Raw genomic sequence first — 24,424 nt, forward strand, 5'->3', positions numbered from 1 at the left:
TTTCACCGGCTGCGGGCAAAAGGCTAAGCTAGGGGCAATCAGTGTCGACAGCGTCGGCACTAGTCCTGATTTCTTTGCACGGACGTCTCATGCGCAGTCGCCTTTTCAGCTTTTTATCTTGCCTGCTTCTTTCCTCCACAGCCGTCCAAACCGCCCAGGCAGTGGACCTGACCACCCAACGCCAATATTACGACCAAGCCAAGCGTGCCCTGGCCAAAGGCGACACCGGCCCCTACATGCAATACAGCCAGGCCCTGGCCGATTACCCGCTCACGCCGTACCTGGCCTACGACGAACTGACGGCACGCCTCAAGTCCGCCAGCAACCAGGAAATCGAACAGTTCCTGGCCAAGCATGGCGACCTGCCCCAGGCCAACTGGATGAAGCTGCGCTGGTTGCGCTGGCTCGCCGAGCGTGGCGACTGGAAGACCTTTGAAAAGTACTACGACGCCAAGCTCAATTTCACCGAACTGGACTGCCTGCACGGCCAATACCAGTTGAGCAACAACCTCAAAGCCGAAGGCTACAAGACCGCCGAAGCCCTGTGGATGACCGGCAAATCCCAACCGGCTGCCTGTGATGCGACCTTCGGCCAGTGGGCTGCCGCCGGGCAATTGACCGAGCAGAAGATCTGGGACCGCGCCAAGCTCGCCGCCGAAGCCCGCAACTATCCGCTGGCCAACAGCCTGGTGAAAACCCTGCCCACCCTGGGTGCCCAGGGCCGCCTGATGGTGGACGTGGCGCAAAAGCCCGCCATGCTCAGTGACCCCTCGCGCTTCCTGCCTGCCACTGAAGCCATGTCCGACGCCGTCGGCCTGGGCCTGCGCCGCCTGGCGCGCCAGGACCCGGAACAAGCCATGGCCCTGTTGGATGGATATGCCAGCAGCATGCACTTCTCCCGCGATGAAAAAGTGTCCATCGCCCGGGAAATCGGCCTGACCCTGGCGCGACGCTACGACCCGCGCGCCCTGGACGTGATGACCAAATACGACCCGGAGCTGCGTGACAACACCGTCTCCGAATGGCGCCTGCGCCTGCTGCTACGCCTGGCCCGTTGGGAAGATGCCTACCAGTTGACCCGCAAACTGCCCCAGGACCTGGCCACCACCAACCGCTGGCGCTATTGGCAGGCCCGCGCGCTGGAACTGGCCGAGCCGAAGAACCCACAAGCACTGGTGCTGTACAAAGGCTTGGCCAAGGAGCGGGATTTTTATGGCTTCCTTGCCGCAGATCGCTCCCAGGCCCCGTATCAACTGAACAACCAGCCGCTGGTCATGAGCCAGGCGCTGATCAACAAGGTGCGCAACACCCCGGGTGTGCGCCGCGCCCTGGAATTTTATGCCCGTGGCCAGATCGTCGACGGTCGCCGCGAGTGGTATCACGTCAGCCGCCACTTCAACCGTGACGAAATGGTCGCCCAGGCCAAGCTCGCCTACGACATGAAATGGTACTTCCCGGCGATCCGCACCATCAGCCAGGCCAAGTACTGGGACGACCTGGATATCCGCTTCCCGATGGCCCACCGCGACACCCTGGTGCGTGAAGCCAAGGTCCGTGGCCTGCATTCGAGCTGGGTGTTTGCTATCACCCGCCAGGAAAGCGCCTTTATGGATGACGCCCGTTCCGGCGTCGGCGCCAGCGGCCTGATGCAACTGATGCCCGCCACCGCCAAGGAAACCGCGCGCAAATTCAGCATCCCACTGGCGTCACCGCAGCAGGTGCTGGACCCGGACAAGAACATCCAGCTCGGCGCCGCTTACCTGAGCCAGGTGCACAGCCAGTTCAACGGCAATCGCGTACTCGCCTCCGCCGCCTACAACGCCGGCCCAGGGCGCGTACGCCAATGGCTGCGCGGCGCCGATCACCTGAGTTTCGATGTGTGGGTGGAAAGCATTCCGTTCGACGAAACCCGTCAGTATGTGCAGAACGTGCTGTCTTATTCGGTGATCTACGGGCAGAAGCTCAACTCGCCACAGCCATTGGTGGATTGGCACGAGCGTTATTTTGATGACCAGTAAAAGCAGGTAAAAGCTGCCCGTTTGAAGCTGCAAGTGCCCGCGTTGTGAGACGCGGGCATTTTTTTTAGGGTTCGTCGTGACCATCGCTAAATTGCAGGGCCGCCAGCCGCGCATACAGCGGGTTGGTGGCGATCAGTTGCTGATGGGTGCCCACCGCGACCAATTTGCCTTGATCCATCACCGCAATCCGATCGGCGTTTTTCACCGTGGCGAGGCGGTGGGCGATCACCAGGGTGGTACGTCCCTGCATCAGTTGCGGCAATGCCTGTTGGATCAGATGCTCGCTCTGGGCGTCGAGGGCGCTGGTGGCTTCGTCCAGCAGCAGGATCGGTGCATCCACCAACAAGGCCCGGGCGATAGCCAGGCGCTGGCGCTGCCCACCAGAAAGGCCCATGCCGCCATCCCCCAGGTGGGTCTGGTAGCCGTCGGGCATTTGCAGGATGAAATCATGGGCATGGGCAATGCGCGCCGCTTCTTCGACCTGGGCTAGTGTGGCCTTGGGGTTGCCGTAGCGGATGTTTTCTTCAACGCTGCCAAAAAACAGCGCCGGGCTCTGGGATACCAGGGCAAAACAGCGGCGCAGGTCCAACGGGTCCAATGCGCTCAGAGGCTGGCCTTCCAGCAGCACTTGCCCCTGTTGCGGGTCGTAGAAGCGCAGCAACAGATCAAAAATCGTTGATTTACCCGCACCGGACGGCCCCACCAAGGCCAGGGTTTCACCGGCATTGATGCTCAGGCTCAGCCCATCGATAGCGTAGCGATCGGGACGCGATGGGTAGGAAAAATGCAGGTCTTGTAGCTCCAGGCGACCACTGACCCGTTCTGGCAGTTTGACCACACCATAGGACGGAGCCTGGATTTCATTAGGCGACTGCAACAACTCGGCAATCCGCTCCGCAGCCCCGGCAGCGCGCTGCAACTCGCCAATCACTTCGCTCAAGGTACCAAACGCGCTGCCCACGATCAGGCTGTAGAACACAAAGGCCGCCAGTTCGCCACCGGAGATGCGCCCGGCGATCACATCCATGCCGCCCACCCACAGCATCACGCCCACGGCGCCCAGCACCAGCACAATCACCAAAGTGATCAGCCAGGCGCGCTGGACGATACGCTTGCGCGCCGTGGTGAATGCGTCCTCGACCGTCACGGCGAAGCGCTGCTCATCCTGCATCTGATGGTTATAGGCCTGTACGGTCTTGATCTGGCCCAGGGTCTCGGAGACGTAGCTGCCGACGTCGGCAATCCGGTCCTGGCTCTGGCGCGAGAGGCTGCGCACGCGCCGGCCGAAGATCAGGATCGGGGCCAACACCAGCGGCAACGCCACCACCACGATGCTGGTGAGTTTTGGGTTGGTGATAAACAGCAACACAATCCCGCCGATCACCATCAAAGCGTTGCGCAGGAACAGCGACAGGGATGAACCGATCACCGATTGCAGCAAAGTGGTATCGGCGGTCAAGCGTGACTGGATTTCCGAGCTGCGATTGTTTTCATAAAAACCCGGATGCAGGTAGATCAGATGGTTGAACACCAGCCGGCGAATGTCCGCGACCACCCGCTCACCGATCCACGACACCAAATAAAACCGCGCAAACGTGCCCACCGCCAGGCCCAGCACGAGGATCATGAACAGGCCGATGGACTGGTTGAGCAAGTGTGGCGATTGGGTCATGAAGCCCTGGTCCACCAACAGGCGGATGCCCTGGCCCATGGACAAGGTGATGCCTGCCGTGACGATCAGTGCGAGCAACGCACCGACGGCCTGCCAGCGATACGGAGCGATAAAGCGCAGGGCCAGGCGGATGGCGCGGCGTTGACGGGCTGAAAGCATGGAGAGCATCACCTGAGGAAGACAATGCCAAGCCTACACCGCAATCGGATTGAACTTGGGTAAATCACAATGAGTCAGGTTAATTATGCCCGGCAAGACTAGGCCCTAGAGGCTATCGGTCTAAAGTCCGGCTGGAAATCCGGCGCGATTTCTGCTGGACTGGGCATTCGATCCGCCGACGGGCTAAGGAGTTGTAACAGCTCGGTCACGCGGGGGAATTAGAGTAGGTACACAACCTGATGAGGAGACAGGCCATGTCCTTGCAAAACAGCAGCACTGACAAAGTTGAAGTAATCCGCCAGCCACAGCAGTTGCCTTGCTCGTACATCGATGCCCAGGGCCGCGAAGTGCAGATTACCGAAGAGATGATCCAGGGCGCCTGCGCCGAACTGGAGCAGAAACTGGTCAAGCCTGCCCAGCAAGGCTGATACGCCCCAGCTCTTTCAGAACCGGCCCCAGTGGCCGGTTTTTTTATGCGTTTTTTTATGCTCCCAGTGCGGCGACGATGCTCGACAAAGCTGGCGACTCACCATTGATCCGCACCTTCAAGCCGTCAATCTCGCGGCGATCCGGGTAGTGCTTGCGCAGCAGGTCGAATGCCTTGCGCTGTTCTTCGACTGTTCCTACCAGGCTACGGCGAAAGTCCGCATCGTCACGGCGCGGGTCGTAGACGCTGCGGCACAACGTCGCCAGGGCCCAGGCCGGGTCGGTGTTGGCATTGAGAGTGACCTCGGCCAGCCATGGCTCGGGCAGCAGGTCACTCAACTGAATGCTCGCCGGTTGCCCAAGGTGCGCGCACAACGCCTGGTAGATCTGCGCCGTGCCGCGCTGCTTGCCGTCGAGGCTGTAGCCGGCGATGTGCGGAGTCGCCAGCACGCACAACTCGGCCAGCTCCACATCCACTTCAGGCTCGCCTTCCCACACATCCAGCACTGCCTGTAAATCCTCGCGCTCCAGCAACACCTCGCGCAGCGCCGTGTTATCCACCACCGGGCCACGGCTGGCGTTGATCAGCCAGGTGCCCGGCTTGAGCTGCTCCAGACGCTGGCGATCCAGCAGGTGCCAGGTCGAGCCATTGCCGGATTTTTTCAGCGGGGTGTGCAGGCTGATCACATCGCACTGCTCGATGATCTGTTCCAGGCTCACGTAATCGCCCTCTTCGGCGACCTGGCGGGGCGGATCGCAGATCAGCACTTTCCAGCCCAGGCCCTTGAGCACCTTGACCAGGCGCCCGCCCACCTCACCGGCACCAACGATGCCATAGGTACGCTGGGTCAGGTCAGCACCTTCGATTTCAGCCAGGGTCAGCAGGCTGCCCAGCACATAGTCCACCACACCACGAGCGTTGCAGCCCGGCGCGCTGGACCATTGGATCCCGGCCCTTTGAAAGTAATCGAGGTCCAGGTGATCGGTGCCGATGGTGCAGGTGCCGACAAACCGTACCGCCGTGCCCTCCAGCAACGCACGGTTGACGTTGGTCACCGAACGCACCAGCAGCACATCGGCCTGTTCAATGGCGGCGCGGTCGATGGCGCGGCCCGGCACCCGGCAGATCTCGCCGAAACCTTCAAAGAACGCATCGAGCAGCGGGATATTTTCGTCGGCAACAATCAGCATGGCAGGCTCCTTTGGCGGACCAGCAGTGTACAGGCACCGGCCCCTGGAACGTTTACAAATCCACTACACAGGTAATTTCCTGACCTATCCGTCAAGGCGTAGAATGCGCCGTCCTGCGCTCCCCCTTATCGGACATCTGCACGTGAACACTGCCACTTTGCCCCTCTCCCGCCCTGCCCGCGTTCGCCGGGAAGTCTATAGCCTGCTGGCGCTGGCCTTGCCCATCATGATCGGGCAACTGGCAACCACCGCCATGGGCTTTGTCGATGCGGTGATGGCCGGGCGTGTCAGTTCGCGGGACCTGGCGGCAGTGGCCCTGGGCAACTCCATCTGGATCCCGGTGTATCTATTGATGACCGGAACCTTGCTGGCCACCACCCCCAAAGTCGCCCAGCGCTTTGGCGCTGGCCATTACCGCGAGATTGGCCCGCTGGTTCGCCAGTCGCTTTGGCTGGCGCTGGTAGTGGGGTGCACCGCGTCCTTGCTGTTGATCAGTGCCGAGCCGATCTTGCACGCGATGAACGTCGACCCCGAACTGATCGCCCCCTGCATGGGCTACCTGCACGGCATTGCCTTCGGCATGCCGGCGGTGGCGCTGTATTACGTGCTGCGCTGTTTCAGTGACGGGCTGGGCCGCACGCGCCCGAGCATGATCCTCGGGCTGGGCGGGCTGGCATTGAACATCCCGCTGAACTACGTGTTCATCTACGGCCATTTCGGTGTGCCGGCCATGGGCGGCGTAGGCTGCGGCTGGGCCACCGGGATTGTGATGTGGGCGATGATGCTGGGCTTCGCCGCCTGGACCCGCTGGGCACCGGCCTATCAGGCCAGCGAGTTGTTCAAGCGCTTCGACTGGCCAAAGTGGTCGGTGATCAAGCGCATCCTGGGCATCGGCCTGCCGATTGGCATCGCGGTGTTTGCCGAGTCGAGCATCTTTGCGGTGATCGCCCTGCTGATCGGCAGCCTGGGCGCAACCGTGGTGGCCGGGCACCAGATCGCCCTGAACTTCAGCTCCCTGGTGTTCATGATCCCCTACTCCCTGAGCATGGCCGTGACCGTGCGGGTGGGCCAGGCCCTGGGCCGTGGCGAACCCCGTGAAGCACGCTTCGCCGCAGGCGTGGGGATGGGCACCGCCCTAGCCTATGCCTGCCTGTCATGCAGCCTGATGCTGTTGTTCCGCGAGCAGATCGCCACGATCTACACCGCCGACCCGCTGGTGGTCCAGGTGGCGGCGATGCTGATTGTGTTCGCGGCGCTGTTCCAGTTTTCCGATGCGATCCAGGTCACGGCGGCTGGCGCCCTGCGCGGTTATCAGGACACCCGGGTGACCATGATCCTGACCCTGTTCGCCTACTGGGGCGTGGGCTTGCCGGTAGGTTACTTGCTGGGGCTGACCGACTGGCTGGGCCAGGCCAACGGCCCGAGCGGCTTGTGGCAGGGGCTGATCGTCGGCCTCAGTTGCGCAGCGGCAATGCTGGTGGTGCGCCTGGCACGCAGTGCGCGCAAGCGCATTCGCCAGGTTTAAGCGCGACTGCCCACTGTAGGTATCAGTCTCAGGTGGCCTTCTTGCGGATCCAGTACAAGTAAGTACCTGCCTCTTCGCGCTGCTCCACCAGTTCATGGTCCAGGAACACGCAGAACTTGGGGATGTCGCGGCGGGTCGAGGGATCGGTCGCGATGACCTTGAGCAGGCCACCCGGCGCCAGGTCGCGGATGTGCTGGTGCAGCATCATCACCGGTTCCGGGCAGTTGAGGCCGGTGGCGTCGAGGGTGCCGTCAACGGCAGGGTCAAAAATGTCACTCATCGTTCACTCCTAAACAGCCGGCTCCTAGGTGCATTTACCGGGCCTTGGGTTTCTTTACGTCGAGGCGGCGCAGGTGGCAGGTGACTTCCTCGCGGTCGTGGTACAGCTGCTTGCAGCCGATTTCCACGCGAATGCCCCGCGCCTTGAAGCCTTCTTCGATGCGTTCCAGCAGGCGCTTCACCTCGGCGTAGCGCTGTTTCATCGGCAACTTGAGGTTGACCACCGCTTCGCGGCAATGCCCTTCGCCGATCCAGGTTTCCAGCAGGGCCGCGTTGCGCGCCGGTTTCTCGACGATATCGCAGACCATCCAGTCCACCGGCTGCTTGGGGGTGAAGGTAAAACCATCCGCCATCAAGTGTTGCACCAGGCCGGTGTCCATCAGGCTTTCGGCCATCGGCCCGTTATCAATCGCCGTCACCAGCATGCCCCGGTTGACCAGTTGCCAGGTCCAGCCGCCCGGCGCCGCGCCGAGGTCGACGCCGGTCATGTCACCGTTCAGGCGCTCGTCCCACTGGTCCCGGGGGATAAAGTGGTGCCAGGCCTCTTCCAGCTTCAAGGTCGAGCGGCTTGGCGCGTCGCGGGGGAATTTCAGGCGCGGGATGCCCATCGGCCACATGGCCGAGTTATTTGACTCGGCCAGGCCCATAAACACTTCGCGCCCGCTCTTGAAGGTCAGCAGCAGGCGCGGCTTGCTCGGGTCTTCGACCAGCTTGCCGGCGGCCAGCAGGGCCTTGCGCAGGTGCACTTCGAATTTCTTGCAGAAGTTCGACAGTTCCTTGCCATCGTTGGTATCGACCATTTCCAGCCACAGGCTGCCGCATACCGGGAAATCCCGCAGGTGCGCGAGGATCACGCTGATGCGGTCGGTTTCCGGCAGATCGATGAAAACCCCACGCGCCCACTGCCTCGGGAAGATCAGTTCGGCAAAGCGTTGGCCGCGCATCAGGCGCTGGGCGCCGTCTTCTTCAGTGCAGACAAATTCGGCGCAGGCGCTGCCGGTCTTGGCCTTGGCATAGCCGGAAACGTTCAGGCGCGCGGCGTGTTCCGCGATCTCGGAACAGACTTCGCCTTCAAAACCCGGGCGGCAATGCATAAAAAGGGTGTTCATCAACTCTCCTGGTAACACGCTTGCTGTAGCGCAAGGCCTGTCATGAAAACGCGCGCATGATAGCTGAGTTCGGAACCTTGGACTTGTCCATAGAGTCCAGTTATTAGCCTGCTACTGAAAACAGGGCTAGCTTGTAAGCTCTGTTCGTCCCGTCAGGTCCGTAGCCGTGCGGACCATAAGGAGTCATGTAATGTCATCCGTTGATAGCCTGAGAACCCTTAAGACCCTGCAAGTCGACAGCAAGACTTACCACTACTTCAGCTTGCCCGAAGCCGCCAAGAGCCTGGGTGACCTGGACAAGTTGCCGATGTCCCTCAAAGTGCTGCTGGAAAACCTGCTGCGCTGGGAGGACGAAAAAACCGTGACCGGCGCCGACCTCAAGGCGCTTGCTGCCTGGCTCAAGGAGCGGCGCTCCGACCGCGAGATCCAGTACCGCCCGGCCCGGGTGCTGATGCAGGACTTTACCGGCGTGCCCGCCGTGGTCGACCTGGCCGCCATGCGCGCCGCCGTGGCCAAGGCTGGTGGCGATCCGCAGCGCATCAACCCGCTGTCGCCGGTGGACCTGGTGATTGACCACTCGGTGATGGTCGACAAGTTCGGCAACGCCGACGCCTTCGAGCAAAACGTCGATATCGAAATGCAGCGCAACGGCGAACGTTATGCGTTCCTGCGCTGGGGCCAGAGCGCCTTTGACAATTTCAGCGTGGTACCGCCAGGCACCGGCATCTGCCACCAGGTCAACCTGGAATACCTGGGTCGCACGGTGTGGACCAAAGACGAAGACGGCCGTACCTATGCCTTCCCCGATACCCTGGTGGGCACCGACTCCCACACCACCATGATCAACGGCCTCGGCGTTTTGGGCTGGGGCGTGGGTGGCATCGAGGCGGAAGCGGCGATGCTTGGCCAACCGGTATCGATGCTGATCCCCGAAGTGATCGGCTTCAAGCTCACCGGCAAACTCAAAGAAGGCATCACCGCCACCGACCTGGTGCTGACGGTCACGCAGATGCTGCGTAAAAAAGGCGTGGTGGGCAAATTCGTCGAGTTCTATGGCGACGGCCTGGCTGACCTGCCCCTGGCCGACCGCGCCACCATTGCCAACATGGCACCGGAGTACGGCGCCACCTGCGGCTTTTTCCCCGTGGACGAAGTGACCCTGGACTACTTGCGCCTCTCCGGCCGGCCTGACGCCACCGTCAAGCTGGTCGAGGCCTATACCAAGGCCCAGGGCCTGTGGCGCAATGCCGGTGAAGAACCGGTGTTCACTGACAGCCTGGCGCTGGACATGGCCAGCGTCGAAGCCAGCCTGGCCGGGCCGAAACGCCCGCAGGACCGAGTCTCGCTGCCAGATGTGGGTCAAGCGTTCAGTGACTTCCTCGACTTGCAGTTCAAACCTGCGAGCAAGGAAGAAGGCCGCCTGGAAAGCGAAGGCGGCGGCGGTGTCGCCGTGGGCAATGCCGACCTGGTGGGCGAAGCCGACTACGACTTCGAAGGCCAGACCTATCGCCTGAAAAACGGCGCGGTGGTGATCGCCGCGATTACCTCCTGCACCAACACCTCCAACCCCAGCGTGATGATGGCCGCCGGCCTGGTCGCGAAAAAAGCCGTGGAAAAGGGCCTGACCCGCAAGCCGTGGGTAAAAAGCTCCCTGGCGCCTGGCTCCAAGGTGGTTACCGACTACTACAACGCCGCCGGCCTGACGCCGTACCTCGACCAACTGGGCTTCGACCTGGTGGGTTACGGCTGCACCACCTGTATCGGCAACTCCGGGCCATTGCCGGAGCCTATCGAGAAAGCCATCCAGAAAGCCGACCTGACCGTGGCGTCGGTGCTGTCCGGCAACCGTAACTTCGAAGGCCGCGTGCACCCCCTGGTGAAAACCAACTGGCTGGCCTCGCCGCCCCTGGTGGTGGCCTACGCCCTCGCCGGGACCGTGCGCATTGATATCAGCAGCGAGCCCTTGGGCACCGGCAAGGATGGTGCGCCGGTATACCTGCGCGATATCTGGCCCAGCAGCCAGGAGATCGCCGACGCGGTGGCCCAGGTCAGCACCAGCATGTTCCATAAGGAATACGCCGAGGTGTTTGCCGGTGACGAACAGTGGCAAGCCATTGAAGTGCCGCAGGCCGCGACTTATGTATGGCAAAAAGACTCCACCTATATCCAGCATCCGCCCTTCTTCGACGACATCGCCGGCCCCTTGCCGGTGATCAAGGATGTGCAAGGCGCCAACATCCTGGCCCTGCTTGGTGATTCGGTGACCACCGACCACATCTCTCCGGCCGGCAACATCAAGGCTGACAGCCCGGCCGGCCGCTACCTGCGCGAACAGGGCGTGGAACCACGGGACTTCAACTCCTATGGCTCGCGCCGCGGCAACCATGAAGTGATGATGCGCGGCACCTTCGCCAACATCCGGATCCGCAACGAAATGCTCGGCGGCGAAGAAGGCGGCAACACCCTCTACATTCCCACCGGCGAGAAGATGCCGATCTACGACGCCGCTATGAAATACCAGGCGTCCGGCACGCCGCTGGTGGTGATCGCCGGCCAGGAGTACGGCACCGGTTCCAGCCGCGACTGGGCCGCCAAGGGCACCAACCTGCTGGGCGTCAAGGCGGTGATTGCCGAGAGCTTCGAGCGTATCCACCGTTCCAACCTGGTGGGCATGGGCGTGCTGCCATTGCAGTTCAAACTGGACCAGAACCGCAAGGCGCTGCAACTGACCGGCAAGGAGAAGATCGATATTCTCGGCCTGACCGATGCCGATATCGAACCACGCATGAACCTGACGCTGGTGATTACCCGCGAAGACGGCCGCAGCGAAAAAGTCGAGGTCCTGTGCCGGATCGATACCCTCAATGAAGTTGAATACTTCAAGGCGGGGGGGATTCTGCATTACGTACTGCGCCAGTTGATTGCTTCATAACGCCACAAGCCAGACCCAACACCGCCTTCGGGCGGTGTTTTCATTTTTACCGCCTGCAACTGTCGCTATAATCCGCGCCCTCATTTGTAGGCGCCGGCTTACCGGCAGCTACATCAAGCAATTGCGTCACGTTGACCGTCACAAGGATTTTTTATGCCCGCTTTGCCCTGGCTGTACCTGGCCCTTCTTTCCATTGGCTATGGATTGGCCCTGACCTACGGGCAACTGGGTTTGCTGGCAGGGGCCTCCATCGGGCTACTGCTGGTCGCAGGTTATGCCGTACGCCAACAGCACGTCCCATGGGCGCGCTACCTTGGCCATGGCCTGTTCATCGTATTGGCCCTGGGCCTGGCGATGCACTGGCTACCCGGCTTCCAAAACGGTCGCGCCATCGACCCCCAGCGTTTCACCGCCGACGCCGTGCCCTTCTCGTTGTACCTGAACCAGGACAAACCACTGATTGGCTTCTGGCTGCTACTCGCCTGCCCGTGGATCGTCGCCCGCCGCCCGTTGCGCCTGTCGATCTATGCCACCGCGCTGGCCTTGACCCTGACCACCATCGCCGCCCTGGGTGGCGCGGTACTGCTGGGCATCATCAGTTGGGCCCCCAAATGGCCAGACCAGGCCTGGCTCTGGGTGTTGAATAACCTGTTGCTGGTGACCCTGGTTGAGGAAGCGTTGTTTCGCGGCTATATCCAGGGCGGCCTGAGCCGGCGCTTCAAGCAGATGCCCTACGGCGAAAACCTCGCCTTGCTATTGGCTTCGCTGCTGTTTGGCCTGGTGCATGTGGGCGCGGGCTGGCAATGGGTGCTGCTGGCCAGTATTGCCGGCGCGGGTTATGGCCTGGCCTACCGCTTCGGCGGCCTGGGCGCGGCGATTGCTACGCACTTTGGTTTGAATCTGCTGCATTTCGGGTTGTTTACCTACCCAATGCTGGCCTGATCGCCAGCGCTGAGGCTGCGCCGGCAGGAGCTTTCGCTGGCGCGGATTATTGCAAAAATAAGTTAAATAAACCCCCGCACTGGCCGACAACCTGTCAAAGCCTTGCGGATTGATCAATCATGCGTAATAACCAACCCGTTACCCAGCGCGAACGTACCTTCCCCGCTCAACAACGGTTGATCTCCACGACCGATGCCAAAGGCGTGATCACTTACTGCAACGATGCGTTTGTCGAGATCAGTGGGTTTTCCCGGGATGAACTGATGCGCGCCCCGCACAACCTGGTTCGTCACCCGGATGTGCCGGCGGCCGTGTTCGCGCATATGTGGGCCACGCTCAAACAAGGCTTGCCATGGATGGGCATCGTCAAGAACCGCTGCAAGACCGGCGATCACTACTGGGTCAACGCCTATGTGACCCCGGTATTCGACGGCGAGCAGGTGATCGGCTACGAATCGGTACGGGTCAAGCCGACCGCCGAGCAGATCCGCCGTGCCGAAGCGCTGTACCAGCGTATCAACCAAGGCAAGTCGGCCATCCCGCGCAGTGATAAATGGCTGCCGGTGTTGCAGGACTGGCTGCCGTTTATCATGGTCAGCCAACTGAGTTTCCTGATTGGCATCTGGCTCAATTCCCATTGGGGCTTTGCCTTGGCCGCTGCCTTGTCGGTGCCGCTGGGCCTGCTCGGCCTGAGCTGGCAACAGCGGGGCCTCAAGCGCCTGCTGCGCCTGGCCGAACAGACCACCTCCGACCCGCTGATCGCACAGATGTACACCGACAGCCGTGGCGCGCAAGCACGCCTGGAGATGTCGATCCTCAGCCAGGAAGCCCGCCTAAAGACCTGCCTGACCCGTCTGCAGGACACCGCCGAGCACCTTAACGAGCAGGCGCGTCAATCCAACACCCTGGCCCACAACAGTTCGACCGGCCTGGAACGCCAGCGCGTGGAGACCGAGCAGGTCGCCACTGCCGTCAACCAGATGGCCGCCACCACCCAGGAAGTCGCCAGCCATGTACAGCGCACGGCCGATGCGACCCAGGAAGCCAATCGCCTGACCGGGCGCGGGCGTGATATCGCCGGCGAAACCCGTGAAGCCATCCAGCGCCTGTCGGTGGTGGTCGGGGAAACCGGCGTGACCGTGACCCAACTGGCCAAGGACAGCGACGAGATCGGCGGCGTGGTGGATGTGATTAAGGGTATTGCCGACCAGACCAACCTGCTGGCCCTGAACGCAGCCATCGAAGCGGCCCGTGCCGGTGAAATGGGTCGCGGGTTTGCGGTGGTGGCCGATGAAGTGCGGCAACTGGCGCAACGCACCAGCGAGTCCACCGGGCAGATCCATGCCCTGATCGCCAAGCTACAACAAACCGCCAGCACCGCCGTGCAGACCATGGACGCCGGGCATCGCCAGGCTGAAGAAGGTGTGGCGCGGGTAATGGAAGCGGACGCTGCGCTGGTGGGAATCAGCGAGGCGGTGGCGCATATCACTGACATGACCACCCAGATCGCCGCCGCGACCGAGGAGCAAAGCTCGGTGGCCGAGGAGATCAGCCGCAATATCAGCACTATTGCGCTGTTGGCGGACCAGACGTCGGAGCAGGCGTTGAATTCGGCGCAGTTGAGTGAAGAGCTGACCCATACGGCCAATACCCAGTATTCGCTGGTGGAGCGGTTTAACCGTTAGATCGCTATCGCAGGCAAGCCAGCTCCCACATTTTGAATGTATTCACACATCAAAAGGTGGGAGCTGGCTTGCCTGCGATGGGCATCGGTATCTACACAACTTTCAGAAACTGACGATCTCTCCTGTGGCGAGCGGGCTTGCCCCGCGCCGGGGTGCGAAGCAGCCCCAAAACCAGCCACTACGGAGTATCTGATACACCGCATACAGCTTACTGGGGCTGCTTCGCACCCCGGCGCGGGGCAAGCCCGCTCGCCACAACAGCCCTATCTGCTTGGCCTTATGCGATGCAGCAAAATTGTGTAGATACCTATGCTGCGATGAGGCCCTAACAGGCGCCGAGAAACCCAGCCACCTTCACCGCCGCAGCCTCCAGATGTTGCTCATGGGTAAACCCTGAAGCCTTCAACGGCTTCAAATCATGATCCCCTGCCACCAGCCACATCACCTCGATGCTCGGCGACAGCACATAACCCTCCACCGCCGCCCGATTGCCCAGCGCATCACGCTCGCCCTGCACAATCAACGTCGGCGTCTTCAGCCCGGCCAGGTGCTCGACCCGGGGTTTTTCCGGCTTGCCCACCGCATAGAACGGGTAACCCAGGCATACCAGGGCATCAGCGGCCAATTCATCGGCCAATAGGCTGGCCATGCGCCCGCCCATGGACTTGCCGCCCACCGCCAGGGGCCCAGCGACATGACGTCGCACCTGGGCATATACCTCGCGCCAGCATTGCAGCAGTTTCGGCGCCGGATTCGGCGGGCGTTTGCCGCCGTCCACACGGCGCTGGGCCATGTACGGGAACTCGAAGCGCAACACGTTCACGCCATGCCCGGCAAGGCGTGCAGCCATGTCGCCCATAAAGCCCGAGTCCATCGGCGCGCCGGCTCCGTGGGCGAGGATCAGCGTCGGTGAGGGGCCTGCGCCAACGCGCGTGGCCGCATTCCATAACCAACCCTGTTCACGCACACACTGCGCCCATTGATCCCCGTCAATACTGGCCTTGTGCTCTTTGCCCATGCTTGCCTCGCTTTTTAGTCTGCCTATAACTCCAGCCCAAGTGCCGCATCTGCTTGGGTTGAACCGTGGATGGGGAACCATGAACACTACTTTAAGTACCGCCTATAACTACAAGGTGGTCCGCCAATTCGCCATTATGACGGTGGTGTGGGGCATCGTCGGCATGGGGCTCGGGGTTTTTCTCGCTGCCCAGTTGGTATGGCCCGAACTCAACTTCAACCTGCCTTGGACCAGTTTCGGTCGATTGCGCCCACTGCACACCAACGCGGTGATTTTCGCGTTTGGTGGCTGTGCGCTGTTTGCCAGCTCCTTCTACGCGGTGCAACGCACCTGCCAGACCCAGCTGTTCGCGCCGAAAGTCGCGGCGTTCTGCTTCTGGGGCTGGCAATTGGTGATCCTGCTGGCGGCAATCAGCTTGCCATTGGGCTACACCAGTTCCAAGGAATACGCCGAGCTGGAATGGCCGATCGACATCCTGATCACCATCGTCTGGGTCGCCTACGCCATCGTGTTCTTCGGCACCGTGGCCAAGCGCAACACCAAGCACATCTACGTCGGTAACTGGTTCTTCGGTGCGTTCATCATCACCGTGGCGATCCTGCATATCGTCAACAACCTGGAAATCCCGGTCAGCCTGACCAAGTCCTACTCCCTCTACGGTGGTGCGACGGATGCCATGGTGCAGTGGTGGTATGGCCATAACGCCGTAGGTTTCTTCCTCACCGCGGGCTTCCTGGGGATGATGTACTACTTCGTGCCGAAACAAGCCGAGCGTCCGGTCTACTCCTATCGCTTGTCCATCGTGCACTTCTGGGCATTGATCACCCTGTACATCTGGGCCGGTCCTCACCACTTGCACTACACCGCGCTGCCGGACTGGGCACAGTCGCTGGGCATGGTGATGTCGCTGGTACTGCTGGCGCCAAGCTGGGGCGGCATGATCAACGGCATGATGACCCTCTCGGGTGCCTGGCATAAGCTGCGCAGCGACCCGATCCTGCGCTTTCTGGTGGTATCGCTGGCGTTCTACGGCATGTCGACCTTTGAAGGTCCGATGATGGCGATCAAGACGGTCAACGCCCTGTCCCACTACACCGACTGGACCATCGGCCACGTACACGCCGGCGCTCTGGGTTGGGTGGCGATGATTTCCATCGGCGCGCTGTACCACATGATCCCGAAAGTCTTCGGTCGCGAGCAGATGTACAGCCTCGGCCTGATCAACGCGCACTTCTGGCTGGCTACCATCGGCACCGTGCTCTACATCGCTTCGATGTGGGTCAACGGCATTGCCCAGGGCCTGATGTGGCGTGCGGTCAACGAAGACGGCACCTTGACCTACTCCTTCGTCGAAACCCTGGTGGCCAGCCACCCAGGCTTCATCGTGCGGTTGGTGGGCGGTGCGATCTTCCTCAGCGGCATGTTCCTGATGGCTTACAACACTTGGCGCACCGTGCGTTCGGCACAACCTGCCGAAGTAGCCGCTGCGGCGCAGATGGCCTGAGGAGTCGATGATGAAACACGAAACGATTGAAAAGAACGTCGGCCTGCTGATGCTGCTGATGGTGCTGGCCGTGAGTATCGGCGGCCTGACACAGATCGTCCCGCTGTTCTTCCAGGACGTGACCAACAAGCCGGTGGAAGGCATGAAGCCCTATACCGCGCTGCAACTGGAAGGCCGTGACATCTACATCCGCGAAGGCTGCGTACAGTGCCACTCGCAAATGATCCGGCCGTTCCGCGCCGAGACCGAACGCTATGGCCACTACTCGGTCGCCGGCGAAAGCGTTTGGGACCACCCGTTCCTGTGGGGTTCCAAGCGTACCGGCCCGGACCTGGCCCGGGTTGGCGCCCGCTACTCCGACGACTGGCACCGCGCGCACTTGTACAACCCGCGCAACGTAGTGCCTGAGTCGAAGATGCCGGCCTACCCTTGGCTGGTCACCGCGCAGGTCGACAGCAGCCACACCGAAACCAAGCTCAAGGTCATGCGTACCCTCGGCGTGCCGTACACCGACGCGGACATCACCGCGGCCGTGGACAGCCTCAAGGGCAAGACCGAAATGGACGCCCTGGTCTCCTATCTGCAAGTGCTCGGCACTGCAATCAAGAGCAAGAGGTGAACCATGGGTTTTGAACTGGATACCGGAATGATCCGCGGCCTCGGCACGCTGGTGGTGGCAATTGCCTTCATCGGCCTGTCGCTGTGGGTGTTCAACTCCAAGCGCAACCCGGAGTTCGCCGAGGCCTGCCTGCTGCCATTTGCCGATGAGCCTAAGCCTGACGCCATTGGCACCCCATCCGACGCTCAAGAAGAGCCTGTAACAAGGAGCATTCGGCCATGACTACCTTTTGGAGTACATGGATCTGTGTACTGACCCTGGGCAGCCTGATCGGCCTGACCTGGCTGTTGTTCGGCACCCGCAAGGGCGAGACCAAGGGCAGCGTCGACCAGACCATGGGCCACGCGTTCGACGGGATTGAGGAGTACGACAACCCCCTGCCCCAATGGTGGTTCATGTTGTTCGCCGGCACCCTGGTGTTTGCCGTCGGCTACCTGATCCTCTATCCGGGCCTGGGCAACTGGAAAGGCGTATTGCCGGGCTATGAAGACGGCTGGACCCAGACCAAGGAATGGGACAAGGAAATGGCCAAGGCCGACGCCAAGTTTGGGCCGATCTTCGCCAAATTCGCCGCCATGCCCGTGGAAGAAGTGGCCAAGGACCCGCAAGCGTTGAAAATGGGCGGCCGCCTGTTTGCCTCCAACTGCGCGGTGTGCCACGGCTCCGACGCCAAGGGCGCCTACGGCTTCCCGAACCTGGCGGACGACAACTGGCGCTGGGGTGGTTCGGCTGATGCAATCAAGCTGACCATCATGAACGGTCGCCATGCCGCGATGCCGGCCTGGGGTGAAGTGCTGGGTGAAGACGGGGTGAAAAACGTCGCCGCTTACGTGCGTCACGACCTGGCCAAGTTGCCGCTGCCGGCTGACAGCAAAGTCGACCTGGCTGCTGGCAAGCAAGCGTTCGACACTACCTGCGTGGCATGCCACGGCCCAGAAGGCCACGGTGTTGAAGCCATGGGCGCGCCGAACCTGACGCAGCCTGCCGGTTTCATCTACGGCACCAGCCTTGCGCAGTTGCAACAGACTATCCGCCATGGCCGCCAAGGCCAGATGCCAGCGCAGGAAGCGCTGCAAGGCAACGACAAGGTCCACCTGCTGGCGGCCTACGTCTACAGCCTGTCGCAGAAAGATCAGAAGTAGGCTTCACGCAATAAGCTGCAAGAGAAGAGTTCTCAACTCGGCTCTTGCAGCCTTTTCAACCCTCTCCCTCCCCGCTTCAAACTTGCCGCTTGCAGCTCGCTATTAACCGCTGCGCCCTGCGCCAGATTGTCACACCCTTCTAAAGCACACCTTTCCCCTCTCGCCAATCGGGTCTACGCTTGTTTCGACAGTGGGCCGGCGTTGATCGGCCGCAGCTCGACTTGCACTCGATGAGTCAGACATTCCAGCAGGGTGACAGGCGCAAGGGCTGACAGTTACCGGCTGTCGCGCCACCGACCATTCGTCACCTTGGCAACGTGTCCCTACGCATCGCGTTGCAAGTACCTGCGCCCCCTCAAAATTCCTGTCCAACCCGTCAGCTTTTCATTTTTGATTTTGTCCTTACGCCAAATAGGGAAAGGGCGCAGAATCTGGCTTGAAACGCATTGACGCAGGTCAGCGTTACGTTGCAATGGCACTTCGCATTGTCCATACTTGCGGCCGATTTTTATCCTAATAAAACACCTAAACCGTGGAACCTTAGAATGAGCACAGCAATCAGTCCGACTGCTTATAACTATAAGGTAGTCCGCCAGTTCGCCATCATGACGGTGGTCTGGGGGATCCTTGGCATGGGGCTCGGTGTCTTCATCGCCTCGCAACTGGTCTGGCCGGAGTTGAACTTCGACTTGCCATGGACGACGTTTGGACGCCTACGCCCACTGCACACCAACCTGGTGATCTTCGCCTTCGGCGGATGTGCACTGTTTGCCACTTCCTACTATGTCGTGCAGCGAACCTGCCAGACGCGACTGATTTCCGACGGCCTCGCCGCCTTCACCTTCTGGGGCTGGCAAGCAGTAATCGTCGGCGCCATCATCACCCTGCCAATGGGCTTCACCACCACCAAGGAATACGCGGAATTGGAATGGCCCCTTGCCATCCTTCTGGCGATCGTCTGGGTGACCTACGGCATCGTGTTCTTTGGCACCATCGTCAAGCGCAAGACCAAGCACATCTACGTCGGCAACTGGTTCTACGGTGCCTTCATCGTCGTGACGGCGATGCTGCACATCGTCAACCACGCGTCCCTGCCGGTGAGTTTCTTCAAGTCCTACTCGGCCTACGCCGGTGCGACCGATGCGATGATCCAGTGGTGGTACGGCCACAACGCCGTAGGGTTCTTCCTGACCACCGGCTTCCTGGGGATGATGTACTACTTCGTGCCGAAACAGGCCGAGCGTCCGATCTACTCCTATCGCCTGTCCATCGTGCACTTCTGGGCGCTGATCACCCTGTATATCTGGGCCGGTCCCCACCACCTGCACTACACCGCACTGCCGGATTGGGCACAGTCCCTGGGCATGGCCATGTCGATCATCCTGCTGGCTCCGAGCTGGGGCGGCATGATCAACGGCATGATGACCCTCTCGGGCGCCTGGCATAAGCTGCGCACCGACCCGATCCTGCGCTTTTTGGTGGTATCGCTGGCGTTCTACGGCATGTCGACCTTTGAAGGGCCGATGATGGCGATCAAGACCGTCAACTCGCTGTCCCACTACACCGACTGGACCATCGGCCACGTACACGCCGGCGCTCTGGGTTGGGTCGCGATGATCTCCATCGGCGCGCTGTACCACATGATTCCCAAGCTCTATGGCCGGGCGCAGATGCACAGCACCAGCCTGATCAACACCCACTTCTGGCTGGCCACTATCGGCACCGTGCTCTACATCGCTTCGATGTGGGTCAACGGCATCACCCAGGGCCTGATGTGGCGTGCAATCAACGATGACGGCACCCTCACCTACTCCTTCGTTGAAGCGCTGCAAGCCAGCCATCCTGGCTTCATCGTACGTGCCCTCGGTGGTGCGTTCTTCGCCAGCGGCATGCTGTTCATGGCCTACAACGTGTGGCGCACCGTGCGTGCCTCCAACCCTGTAGAGGCTGAAGCCGCCACCAAGATCGCCGTCGTGGGAGCTCACTGATGAAGCATGAAGTAGTCGAGAAGAATATCGGCCTGCTGGCCTTCTTCATGGTCATCGCCGTGAGTATCGGCGGCCTGACCCAGATCGTTCCGCTGTTTTTCCAGGACGTGACCAACAAGCCGGTCGAAGGCATGAAGCCGCGCACCGCCCTTGAACTGGAAGGCCGCGACGTGTACATCGCCAACGGCTGTGTCGGCTGCCACTCGCAGATGATCCGCCCGTTCCGTGCTGAAACCGAACGCTATGGCCACTACTCGGTCGCCGGTGAAAGCGTGTGGGACCACCCGTTCCTGTGGGGTTCCAAGCGTACCGGTCCGGACCTGGCCCGCGTGGGTGGTCGTTACTCCGATGACTGGCAGCGTGCGCACTTGTACAACCCGCGCAACGTGGTGCCCGAGTCGAAAATGCCGGCGTACCCGTTCCTCGTGGAAAACAAGCTCGACGGCAAAGACACTGCCAAGAAAATGGAAGTCTTGCGCACCTTAGGCGTGCCTTACACCGACGAAGACATCGCCGGTGCCCAGGCAGCCGTCAAGGGCAAGACCGAAATGGACGCGCTGGTGGCCTATCTGCAAGGCCTGGGCACCATCATCAAAAGCAAACGGTGATCTGAATGGATATCGGGATGATTCGAGGCCTGGGCACCGTTGTCGTGATGGTGGCCTTTATCGGCCTGGCGTTGTGGGTGTTCAGCCCCAAGCGCAAGTCAGAGTTTGAAGACGCGACCTTGCTGCCTTTTGCGGATGATCCCGAAGCCATCAAGCACGTCGAGCAAGCTTCTAGGAGTAACAAAGAATGACTACGTTCTGGAGTCTGTACGTCACAGTCCTCAGTCTGGGTACCATTTTTGCCCTGACCTGGCTGTTGCTGTCGACCCGCAAGGGCCAGCGCGCCGAGCAAACGGACGAGACGGTTGGCCACTCGTTCGATGGCATCGAGGAATACGACAACCCACTGCCTAAGTGGTGGTTCATGCTGTTCGTCGGCACCATCATCTTCGCCCTGGGCTACCTGGTGCTGTACCCGGGCCTGGGTAACTGGAAGGGCCTGCTGCCGGGTTATGCCTACCTCGACAACGAGAAGCAAACCCCGTTCGCCAATGGCCAGAGCGGCTGGACCGGTGTGCACGAGTGGGAAAAGGAAATGGCCCGCTCCGACGCTAAGTTCGGACCGATCTTCGCCAAGTTTGCCGCCATGCCCATTGAGGAAGTGGCCAAGGATCCGCAAGCCCTGAAGATGGGTGGCCGCCTGTTCGCTTCCAACTGTTCGGTATGCCACGGTTCCGACGCCAAGGGTGCCTATGGTTTCCCCAACCTGACCGACGCCGACTGGCGCTGGGGCGGCGAGCCGGAAACCATCAAGGCCACCATCATGGCGGGCCGTCACGCGGTGATGCCGGGCTGGGCTGAAGTGATCGGTGAACAAGGCGTGGCTGACGTCGCCGGTTTCGTGCTGACCAACCTCGATGGCCGCAAGCTGCCGGAAGGCGCCAAGGCCGACGTAGCCAACGGCGAGAAGCTGTTCGCCGCCAACTGCGTGGCCTGCCACGGCCCGGCCGGCAAAGGTACGCCAGTGATGGGCGCACCTGACCTGACCCACCCGGGCGCGTTCATCTACGGCTCCAGCTTCGCCCAACTGCAGCAGACCATCCGTTACGGCCGCCAGGGCCAGATGCCTGCGCAGGAGCAACTGCAGGGTAATGACAAGGTGCACTTGCTGGCGGCGTATGTTTACAGCCTGTCGCACAAAGAGCAGCAAGAGCAGAAGTAAGCGGCAGGCCGCAAGAAAAAGCCCCTGTCACCCTAGCGGTGACAGGGGCTTTTTATTGCCGGTGAAACACATCGACCGCTTGTAGCTTGAAGCTTGTAGCGTTTCAGTGCGACGTAGTAACGTAACTACATTCACCCACCCTACTGGGAGGCGCCCCATGACAATTACGACCATCTCCAGCCGCGAATTCAACCAAGACACAAGCGGTGCCAAAAAAGCCGCGCGCCAAGGACCGGTTTTTATCACCGACCGAGGCAAGCCTGCCCATGTACTGCTAAGTATTGAGGACTACCAAAAATTGACAGGCATCAACGCCGATATCGTTGACCTGTTGGTGATGCCCGAAGCGGCGGACATCGAGTTTGAAACCGAGCGTGCCGTGATTATCCATCGACCCGTGGACCTCTCTTGATGTATCTGCTCGATACCAATGTCATTTCCGAGTTACGCAAACCCCAGGCTGACAAAAATGTGGTGGCCTGGGCCAAAACCGTCGCCGCACCGCGTATGTATATTTCGGCGATTACCTTGAAAGAACTGGAGACTGGGGTGCTGCAAATGGAGCGCCGTGACCCCGCGCAGGGCAAGGTCTTGCGCACCTGGCTCAAACGCCATGTCATGCCGGCCTTCGATGCCAGAATCCTGCCAATTGACGCTGCCGTGGCATTACGCTGCGCCAGCCTGCATGTGCCGGATCGTGCTAACGAAGGTGACGCGTTGATCGCCGCAACCGCTCTGGTTCACGGCCTGACCGTGGTCACCCGCAATGTCACCGACTTCCAAAGCAGCGGTGTGACATTGATCAACCCATGGGACGAATGACCTACAGGCCCTGAAAAACTGTCCATACTCACGCTGTCAATTGATTCAAGTCACGTACACCATCAATTGATTTCCCCCAACGCGACCAAAGGTCGCACCCGTTCACCGGTGCTACAGGCGTATCATTACGCCACTGCAAGACCCCTATTTTGACCCCGGCTGGCACGTACTGGCCGAGGCAAATCTCCACTGCCGTGGGATGCAATGATGAGCAACCAGATTCCGGTACATGACGTTACCCCGCCTGCCAAAAAAACCAGCGACACCGTCGATCTCTACGCCTCGCGGGAGAAAATCTACACCCGCGCCTTCACCGGGATGTTCCGCAACCTGCGTATGCTCGGCGGTGCCGGCTTGTTCCTGCTGTACTTCGGTACGGTATGGCTGAACTGGGGCGGGCACCAGGCCGTCTGGTGGAACCTGCCAGAGCGCAAATTCTTCATTTTCGGTGCGACATTCTGGCCCCAGGATTTCATCCTGCTGTCGGGGATCCTGATCATTTCGGCCTTTGGCCTGTTCTTTATCACGGTGTACGCCGGGCGTATCTGGTGCGGCTACACCTGCCCGCAAAGCGTGTGGACCTGGATCTACATGTGGTGCGAGAAGGTCACCGAAGGCGACCGCAACCAGCGGATCAAGCTGGACAAGGCGCCGATGAGCGCCAACAAGTTCCTGCGTAAACTCAGCAAGCACACGCTGTGGCTGCTGATCGGCTTTGTCACCGGCATGACCTTTGTCGGCTACTTCTCGCCGATCCGCGAACTGGTGTTCGAGTTCTTCACCGGCCAGGCCGATGGCTGGTCGTACTTCTGGGTCGGCTTCTTCACCCTCGCCACCTATGGCAACGCCGGCTGGCTGCGTGAGCAGGTGTGCATCTACATGTGTCCGTATGCGCGCTTCCAGAGCGTGATGTTCGACAAAGACACCCTGATCGTGTCCTACGACCCGCGCCGCGGCGAAGTGCGTGGCCCGCGCAAGAAAGGTGTCGACTACAAGGCCCAGGGCCTGGGGGATTGCATCGACTGCACGATGTGCGTGCAGGTCTGCCCTACCGGCATCGATATCCGCGACGGCCTGCAAATCGAGTGCATTGGCTGCGCCGCCTGCATCGACGCCTGCGACACCATCATGGACAAGATGGATTACCCTCGCGGGTTGATCAGCTACACCACCGAACATAACCTATCGGGGCAAAAGACCCACAAGCTGCGCCCGCGCCTGATCGGCTACGCGCTGGTGCTGCTGGCGATGATCAGCCTGCTGGCCGCGGCGTTCTTCATGCGCTCGCTGGTGGGTTTCGACGTCAGCAAGGACCGCGTGCTGTACCGCGAAAACGCCGAAGGGCGGATCGAGAACGTCTACAGCCTGAAGATCATGAACAAGGACCAGCACGACCACACCTACGTGCTGGACGCCACGGGCCTGCCGGACCTCAAGCTGCAAGGCAAGCGCGAGATCAAGGTCGCCGCCGGGGAAATCTTCACCATGCCGGTGGAACTGTCGAGCGCGCCGGAACAAATGCCATCGACCACCAACGAGGTGAAATTCATCCTCAAGGATGCTGATGATGACAGCGTCCACGTTGAAGCCAAGAGCCGGTTCATCGGCCCACAAATTCGTTAA

22 protein-coding genes are annotated in these 24,424 nt (G+C 61.0%); 17 read left to right on the forward strand and 5 right to left on the reverse strand.

Features of this window, described 5'->3' with window-relative positions; all coding sequences use genetic code 11:
* Positions 1 to 89 precede the first annotated feature (89 nt).
* Positions 90 to 2,018 carry a transglycosylase SLT domain-containing protein gene (locus GDV60_RS19015; protein WP_092231743.1) on the forward strand — a complete coding sequence of 643 codons (1,929 nt, stop codon included), beginning with the start codon at positions 90 to 92 and terminating at the stop codon, positions 2,016 to 2,018.
* Between the two features lie 64 nt (positions 2,019 to 2,082).
* On the opposite strand, the gene GDV60_RS19020 is transcribed toward GDV60_RS19015, so the two are convergent.
* Entirely contained in the window at positions 2,083 to 3,858 is a 1,776-nt protein-coding gene (locus GDV60_RS19020; RefSeq protein WP_167362639.1) for an ABC transporter transmembrane domain-containing protein, read from the reverse strand.
* 245 nt (positions 3,859 to 4,103) lie between these two features.
* On the opposite strand from GDV60_RS19020, the gene GDV60_RS26600 reads away from it, so the two are divergent.
* Entirely contained in the window at positions 4,104 to 4,277 is a 174-nt protein-coding gene (locus tag GDV60_RS26600; protein WP_029300072.1) for a PA1571 family protein, read from the forward strand.
* Between the two features lie 55 nt (positions 4,278 to 4,332).
* On the opposite strand, the gene pdxB is transcribed toward GDV60_RS26600, so the two are convergent.
* A complete protein-coding gene (pdxB, locus tag GDV60_RS19025) occupies positions 4,333 to 5,466 on the reverse strand; it encodes a 4-phosphoerythronate dehydrogenase PdxB (protein ID WP_159908444.1) in 1,134 nt (377 codons plus the stop codon).
* A 142-nt stretch (positions 5,467 to 5,608) separates the two neighbouring features.
* On the opposite strand from pdxB, the gene GDV60_RS19030 reads away from it, so the two are divergent.
* On the forward strand, positions 5,609 to 6,991 hold the full coding sequence (locus GDV60_RS19030; RefSeq protein WP_159908446.1) for an MATE family efflux transporter: 1,383 nt from the start codon (positions 5,609 to 5,611) through the stop codon (positions 6,989 to 6,991).
* A gap of 28 nt (positions 6,992 to 7,019) precedes the next feature.
* Here the strand turns inward: GDV60_RS19030 and tusA are convergent, their stop codons facing one another.
* Both tusA and rlmM read right to left on the reverse strand, forming a co-directional pair.
* Positions 7,020 to 7,271, reverse strand: coding sequence for a sulfurtransferase TusA (gene tusA, locus GDV60_RS19035; RefSeq protein ID WP_070994698.1), 252 nt, complete (start codon positions 7,269 to 7,271; stop codon positions 7,020 to 7,022).
* A 34-nt stretch (positions 7,272 to 7,305) separates the two neighbouring features.
* Positions 7,306 to 8,379 (reverse strand): 23S rRNA (cytidine(2498)-2'-O)-methyltransferase RlmM, encoded by a 1,074-nt coding sequence (rlmM, locus tag GDV60_RS19040; protein WP_159908448.1) that lies wholly within the window; start codon positions 8,377 to 8,379, stop codon positions 7,306 to 7,308.
* Between the two features lie 190 nt (positions 8,380 to 8,569).
* Between rlmM and acnA the strand changes: the two genes are divergently transcribed.
* From acnA to GDV60_RS19055, 3 genes are all read left to right on the forward strand, one after another.
* Positions 8,570 to 11,311, forward strand: a complete 2,742-nt coding sequence (gene acnA / locus GDV60_RS19045) for an aconitate hydratase AcnA (protein ID WP_029300063.1) — start codon at positions 8,570 to 8,572, stop codon at positions 11,309 to 11,311.
* A 153-nt stretch (positions 11,312 to 11,464) separates the two neighbouring features.
* Positions 11,465 to 12,253 (forward strand): CPBP family intramembrane glutamic endopeptidase, encoded by a 789-nt coding sequence (locus GDV60_RS19050; RefSeq protein WP_029300061.1) that lies wholly within the window; start codon positions 11,465 to 11,467, stop codon positions 12,251 to 12,253.
* Positions 12,254 to 12,372: 119 nt separating this feature from the next.
* A complete protein-coding gene (locus tag GDV60_RS19055) occupies positions 12,373 to 13,938 on the forward strand; it encodes a PAS domain-containing methyl-accepting chemotaxis protein (RefSeq protein WP_070994707.1) in 1,566 nt (521 codons plus the stop codon).
* Between the two features lie 325 nt (positions 13,939 to 14,263).
* Here GDV60_RS19055 and GDV60_RS19060 read toward each other — a convergent pair whose 3' ends face one another.
* A complete protein-coding gene (locus GDV60_RS19060) occupies positions 14,264 to 14,956 on the reverse strand; it encodes an alpha/beta family hydrolase (protein WP_159908450.1) in 693 nt (230 codons plus the stop codon).
* A gap of 79 nt (positions 14,957 to 15,035) precedes the next feature.
* On the opposite strand from GDV60_RS19060, the gene ccoN (GDV60_RS19065) reads away from it, so the two are divergent.
* From ccoN (GDV60_RS19065) to ccoG, 11 genes are all read left to right on the forward strand, one after another.
* Positions 15,036 to 16,460, forward strand: a complete 1,425-nt coding sequence (gene ccoN, locus GDV60_RS19065) for a cytochrome-c oxidase, cbb3-type subunit I (protein WP_029300057.1) — start codon at positions 15,036 to 15,038, stop codon at positions 16,458 to 16,460.
* A gap of 10 nt (positions 16,461 to 16,470) precedes the next feature.
* Entirely contained in the window at positions 16,471 to 17,079 is a 609-nt protein-coding gene (ccoO, locus tag GDV60_RS19070; RefSeq protein ID WP_029300055.1) for a cytochrome-c oxidase, cbb3-type subunit II, read from the forward strand.
* A gap of 3 nt (positions 17,080 to 17,082) precedes the next feature.
* Positions 17,083 to 17,301, forward strand: a complete 219-nt coding sequence (locus tag GDV60_RS19075) for a cbb3-type cytochrome c oxidase subunit 3 (protein ID WP_029300053.1) — start codon at positions 17,083 to 17,085, stop codon at positions 17,299 to 17,301.
* A complete protein-coding gene (gene ccoP / locus GDV60_RS19080; RefSeq protein WP_029300050.1) occupies positions 17,298 to 18,221 on the forward strand; it encodes a cytochrome-c oxidase, cbb3-type subunit III in 924 nt (307 codons plus the stop codon). Before GDV60_RS19075 ends, ccoP (GDV60_RS19080) begins: the two co-directional genes overlap by 4 nt.
* Before the next feature lie 545 nt (positions 18,222 to 18,766).
* Positions 18,767 to 20,209: a cytochrome-c oxidase, cbb3-type subunit I gene (gene ccoN, locus GDV60_RS19085; protein ID WP_057439486.1), complete on the forward strand. Its 1,443-nt coding sequence runs from the start codon at positions 18,767 to 18,769 to the stop codon at positions 20,207 to 20,209.
* The gene (ccoO, locus tag GDV60_RS19090; RefSeq protein WP_029300047.1) at positions 20,209 to 20,817 is read left to right on the forward strand and encodes a cytochrome-c oxidase, cbb3-type subunit II; all 609 of its coding nucleotides are present in this window, start codon (positions 20,209 to 20,211) and stop codon (positions 20,815 to 20,817) included. The genes ccoN (GDV60_RS19085) and ccoO (GDV60_RS19090) overlap by 1 nt, the downstream gene beginning before the upstream one ends.
* Before the next feature lie 5 nt (positions 20,818 to 20,822).
* On the forward strand, positions 20,823 to 21,008 hold the full coding sequence (locus GDV60_RS19095; protein WP_003175465.1) for a CcoQ/FixQ family Cbb3-type cytochrome c oxidase assembly chaperone: 186 nt from the start codon (positions 20,823 to 20,825) through the stop codon (positions 21,006 to 21,008).
* Positions 21,005 to 21,979, forward strand: a complete 975-nt coding sequence (ccoP, locus tag GDV60_RS19100) for a cytochrome-c oxidase, cbb3-type subunit III (RefSeq protein WP_159908452.1) — start codon at positions 21,005 to 21,007, stop codon at positions 21,977 to 21,979. Before GDV60_RS19095 ends, ccoP (GDV60_RS19100) begins: the two co-directional genes overlap by 4 nt.
* A gap of 157 nt (positions 21,980 to 22,136) precedes the next feature.
* Positions 22,137 to 22,391 carry a type II toxin-antitoxin system Phd/YefM family antitoxin gene (locus tag GDV60_RS19105; protein ID WP_029300038.1) on the forward strand — a complete coding sequence of 85 codons (255 nt, stop codon included), beginning with the start codon at positions 22,137 to 22,139 and terminating at the stop codon, positions 22,389 to 22,391.
* Complete coding sequence (locus tag GDV60_RS19110; protein ID WP_092231764.1) at positions 22,391 to 22,801, forward strand: type II toxin-antitoxin system VapC family toxin; 411 nt, start codon at positions 22,391 to 22,393, stop codon at positions 22,799 to 22,801. Before GDV60_RS19105 ends, GDV60_RS19110 begins: the two co-directional genes overlap by 1 nt.
* A 207-nt stretch (positions 22,802 to 23,008) precedes the next feature.
* Positions 23,009 to 24,424: a cytochrome c oxidase accessory protein CcoG gene (gene ccoG, locus GDV60_RS19115; RefSeq protein WP_029300034.1), complete on the forward strand. Its 1,416-nt coding sequence runs from the start codon at positions 23,009 to 23,011 to the stop codon at positions 24,422 to 24,424.

It is taken from the genome of Pseudomonas sp. DTU12.1, assembly GCF_009873475.1.
Lineage (GTDB): Bacteria > Pseudomonadota > Gammaproteobacteria > Pseudomonadales > Pseudomonadaceae > Aquipseudomonas > Aquipseudomonas proteolytica.

Bases quoted from the DNA above. Each gene is read 5' to 3' on its own strand.
- GDV60_RS19110 (WP_092231764.1), top strand. From the start codon at position 22,391: ATGTATCTGCTCGATACCAATGTCATTTCCGAGTTACGCAAACCCCAG.
- GDV60_RS19060 (WP_159908450.1), bottom strand. From the start codon at position 14,956: ATGGGCAAAGAGCACAAGGCCAGTATTGACGGGGATCAATGGGCGCAG.
- ccoP (WP_029300050.1), top strand. From the start codon at position 17,298: ATGACTACCTTTTGGAGTACATGGATCTGTGTACTGACCCTGGGCAGC.
- GDV60_RS19020 (WP_167362639.1), bottom strand. From the start codon at position 3,858: ATGCTCTCCATGCTTTCAGCCCGTCAACGCCGCGCCATCCGCCTGGCC.
- GDV60_RS19095 (WP_003175465.1), top strand. From the start codon at position 20,823: ATGGATATCGGGATGATTCGAGGCCTGGGCACCGTTGTCGTGATGGTG.
- GDV60_RS19105 (WP_029300038.1), top strand. From the start codon at position 22,137: ATGACAATTACGACCATCTCCAGCCGCGAATTCAACCAAGACACAAGC.
- acnA (WP_029300063.1), top strand. From the start codon at position 8,570: ATGTCATCCGTTGATAGCCTGAGAACCCTTAAGACCCTGCAAGTCGAC.
- GDV60_RS19055 (WP_070994707.1), top strand. From the start codon at position 12,373: ATGCGTAATAACCAACCCGTTACCCAGCGCGAACGTACCTTCCCCGCT.
- ccoN (WP_057439486.1), top strand. From the start codon at position 18,767: ATGAGCACAGCAATCAGTCCGACTGCTTATAACTATAAGGTAGTCCGC.
- GDV60_RS19015 (WP_092231743.1), top strand. From the start codon at position 90: ATGCGCAGTCGCCTTTTCAGCTTTTTATCTTGCCTGCTTCTTTCCTCC.
- ccoP (WP_159908452.1), top strand. From the start codon at position 21,005: ATGACTACGTTCTGGAGTCTGTACGTCACAGTCCTCAGTCTGGGTACC.
- pdxB (WP_159908444.1), bottom strand. From the start codon at position 5,466: ATGCTGATTGTTGCCGACGAAAATATCCCGCTGCTCGATGCGTTCTTT.
- ccoG (WP_029300034.1), top strand. From the start codon at position 23,009: ATGAGCAACCAGATTCCGGTACATGACGTTACCCCGCCTGCCAAAAAA.
- ccoO (WP_029300055.1), top strand. From the start codon at position 16,471: ATGAAACACGAAACGATTGAAAAGAACGTCGGCCTGCTGATGCTGCTG.
- GDV60_RS26600 (WP_029300072.1), top strand. From the start codon at position 4,104: ATGTCCTTGCAAAACAGCAGCACTGACAAAGTTGAAGTAATCCGCCAG.
- rlmM (WP_159908448.1), bottom strand. From the start codon at position 8,379: ATGAACACCCTTTTTATGCATTGCCGCCCGGGTTTTGAAGGCGAAGTC.
- GDV60_RS19075 (WP_029300053.1), top strand. From the start codon at position 17,083: ATGGGTTTTGAACTGGATACCGGAATGATCCGCGGCCTCGGCACGCTG.
- tusA (WP_070994698.1), bottom strand. From the start codon at position 7,271: ATGAGTGACATTTTTGACCCTGCCGTTGACGGCACCCTCGACGCCACC.
- GDV60_RS19050 (WP_029300061.1), top strand. From the start codon at position 11,465: ATGCCCGCTTTGCCCTGGCTGTACCTGGCCCTTCTTTCCATTGGCTAT.
- ccoN (WP_029300057.1), top strand. From the start codon at position 15,036: ATGAACACTACTTTAAGTACCGCCTATAACTACAAGGTGGTCCGCCAA.
- ccoO (WP_029300047.1), top strand. From the start codon at position 20,209: ATGAAGCATGAAGTAGTCGAGAAGAATATCGGCCTGCTGGCCTTCTTC.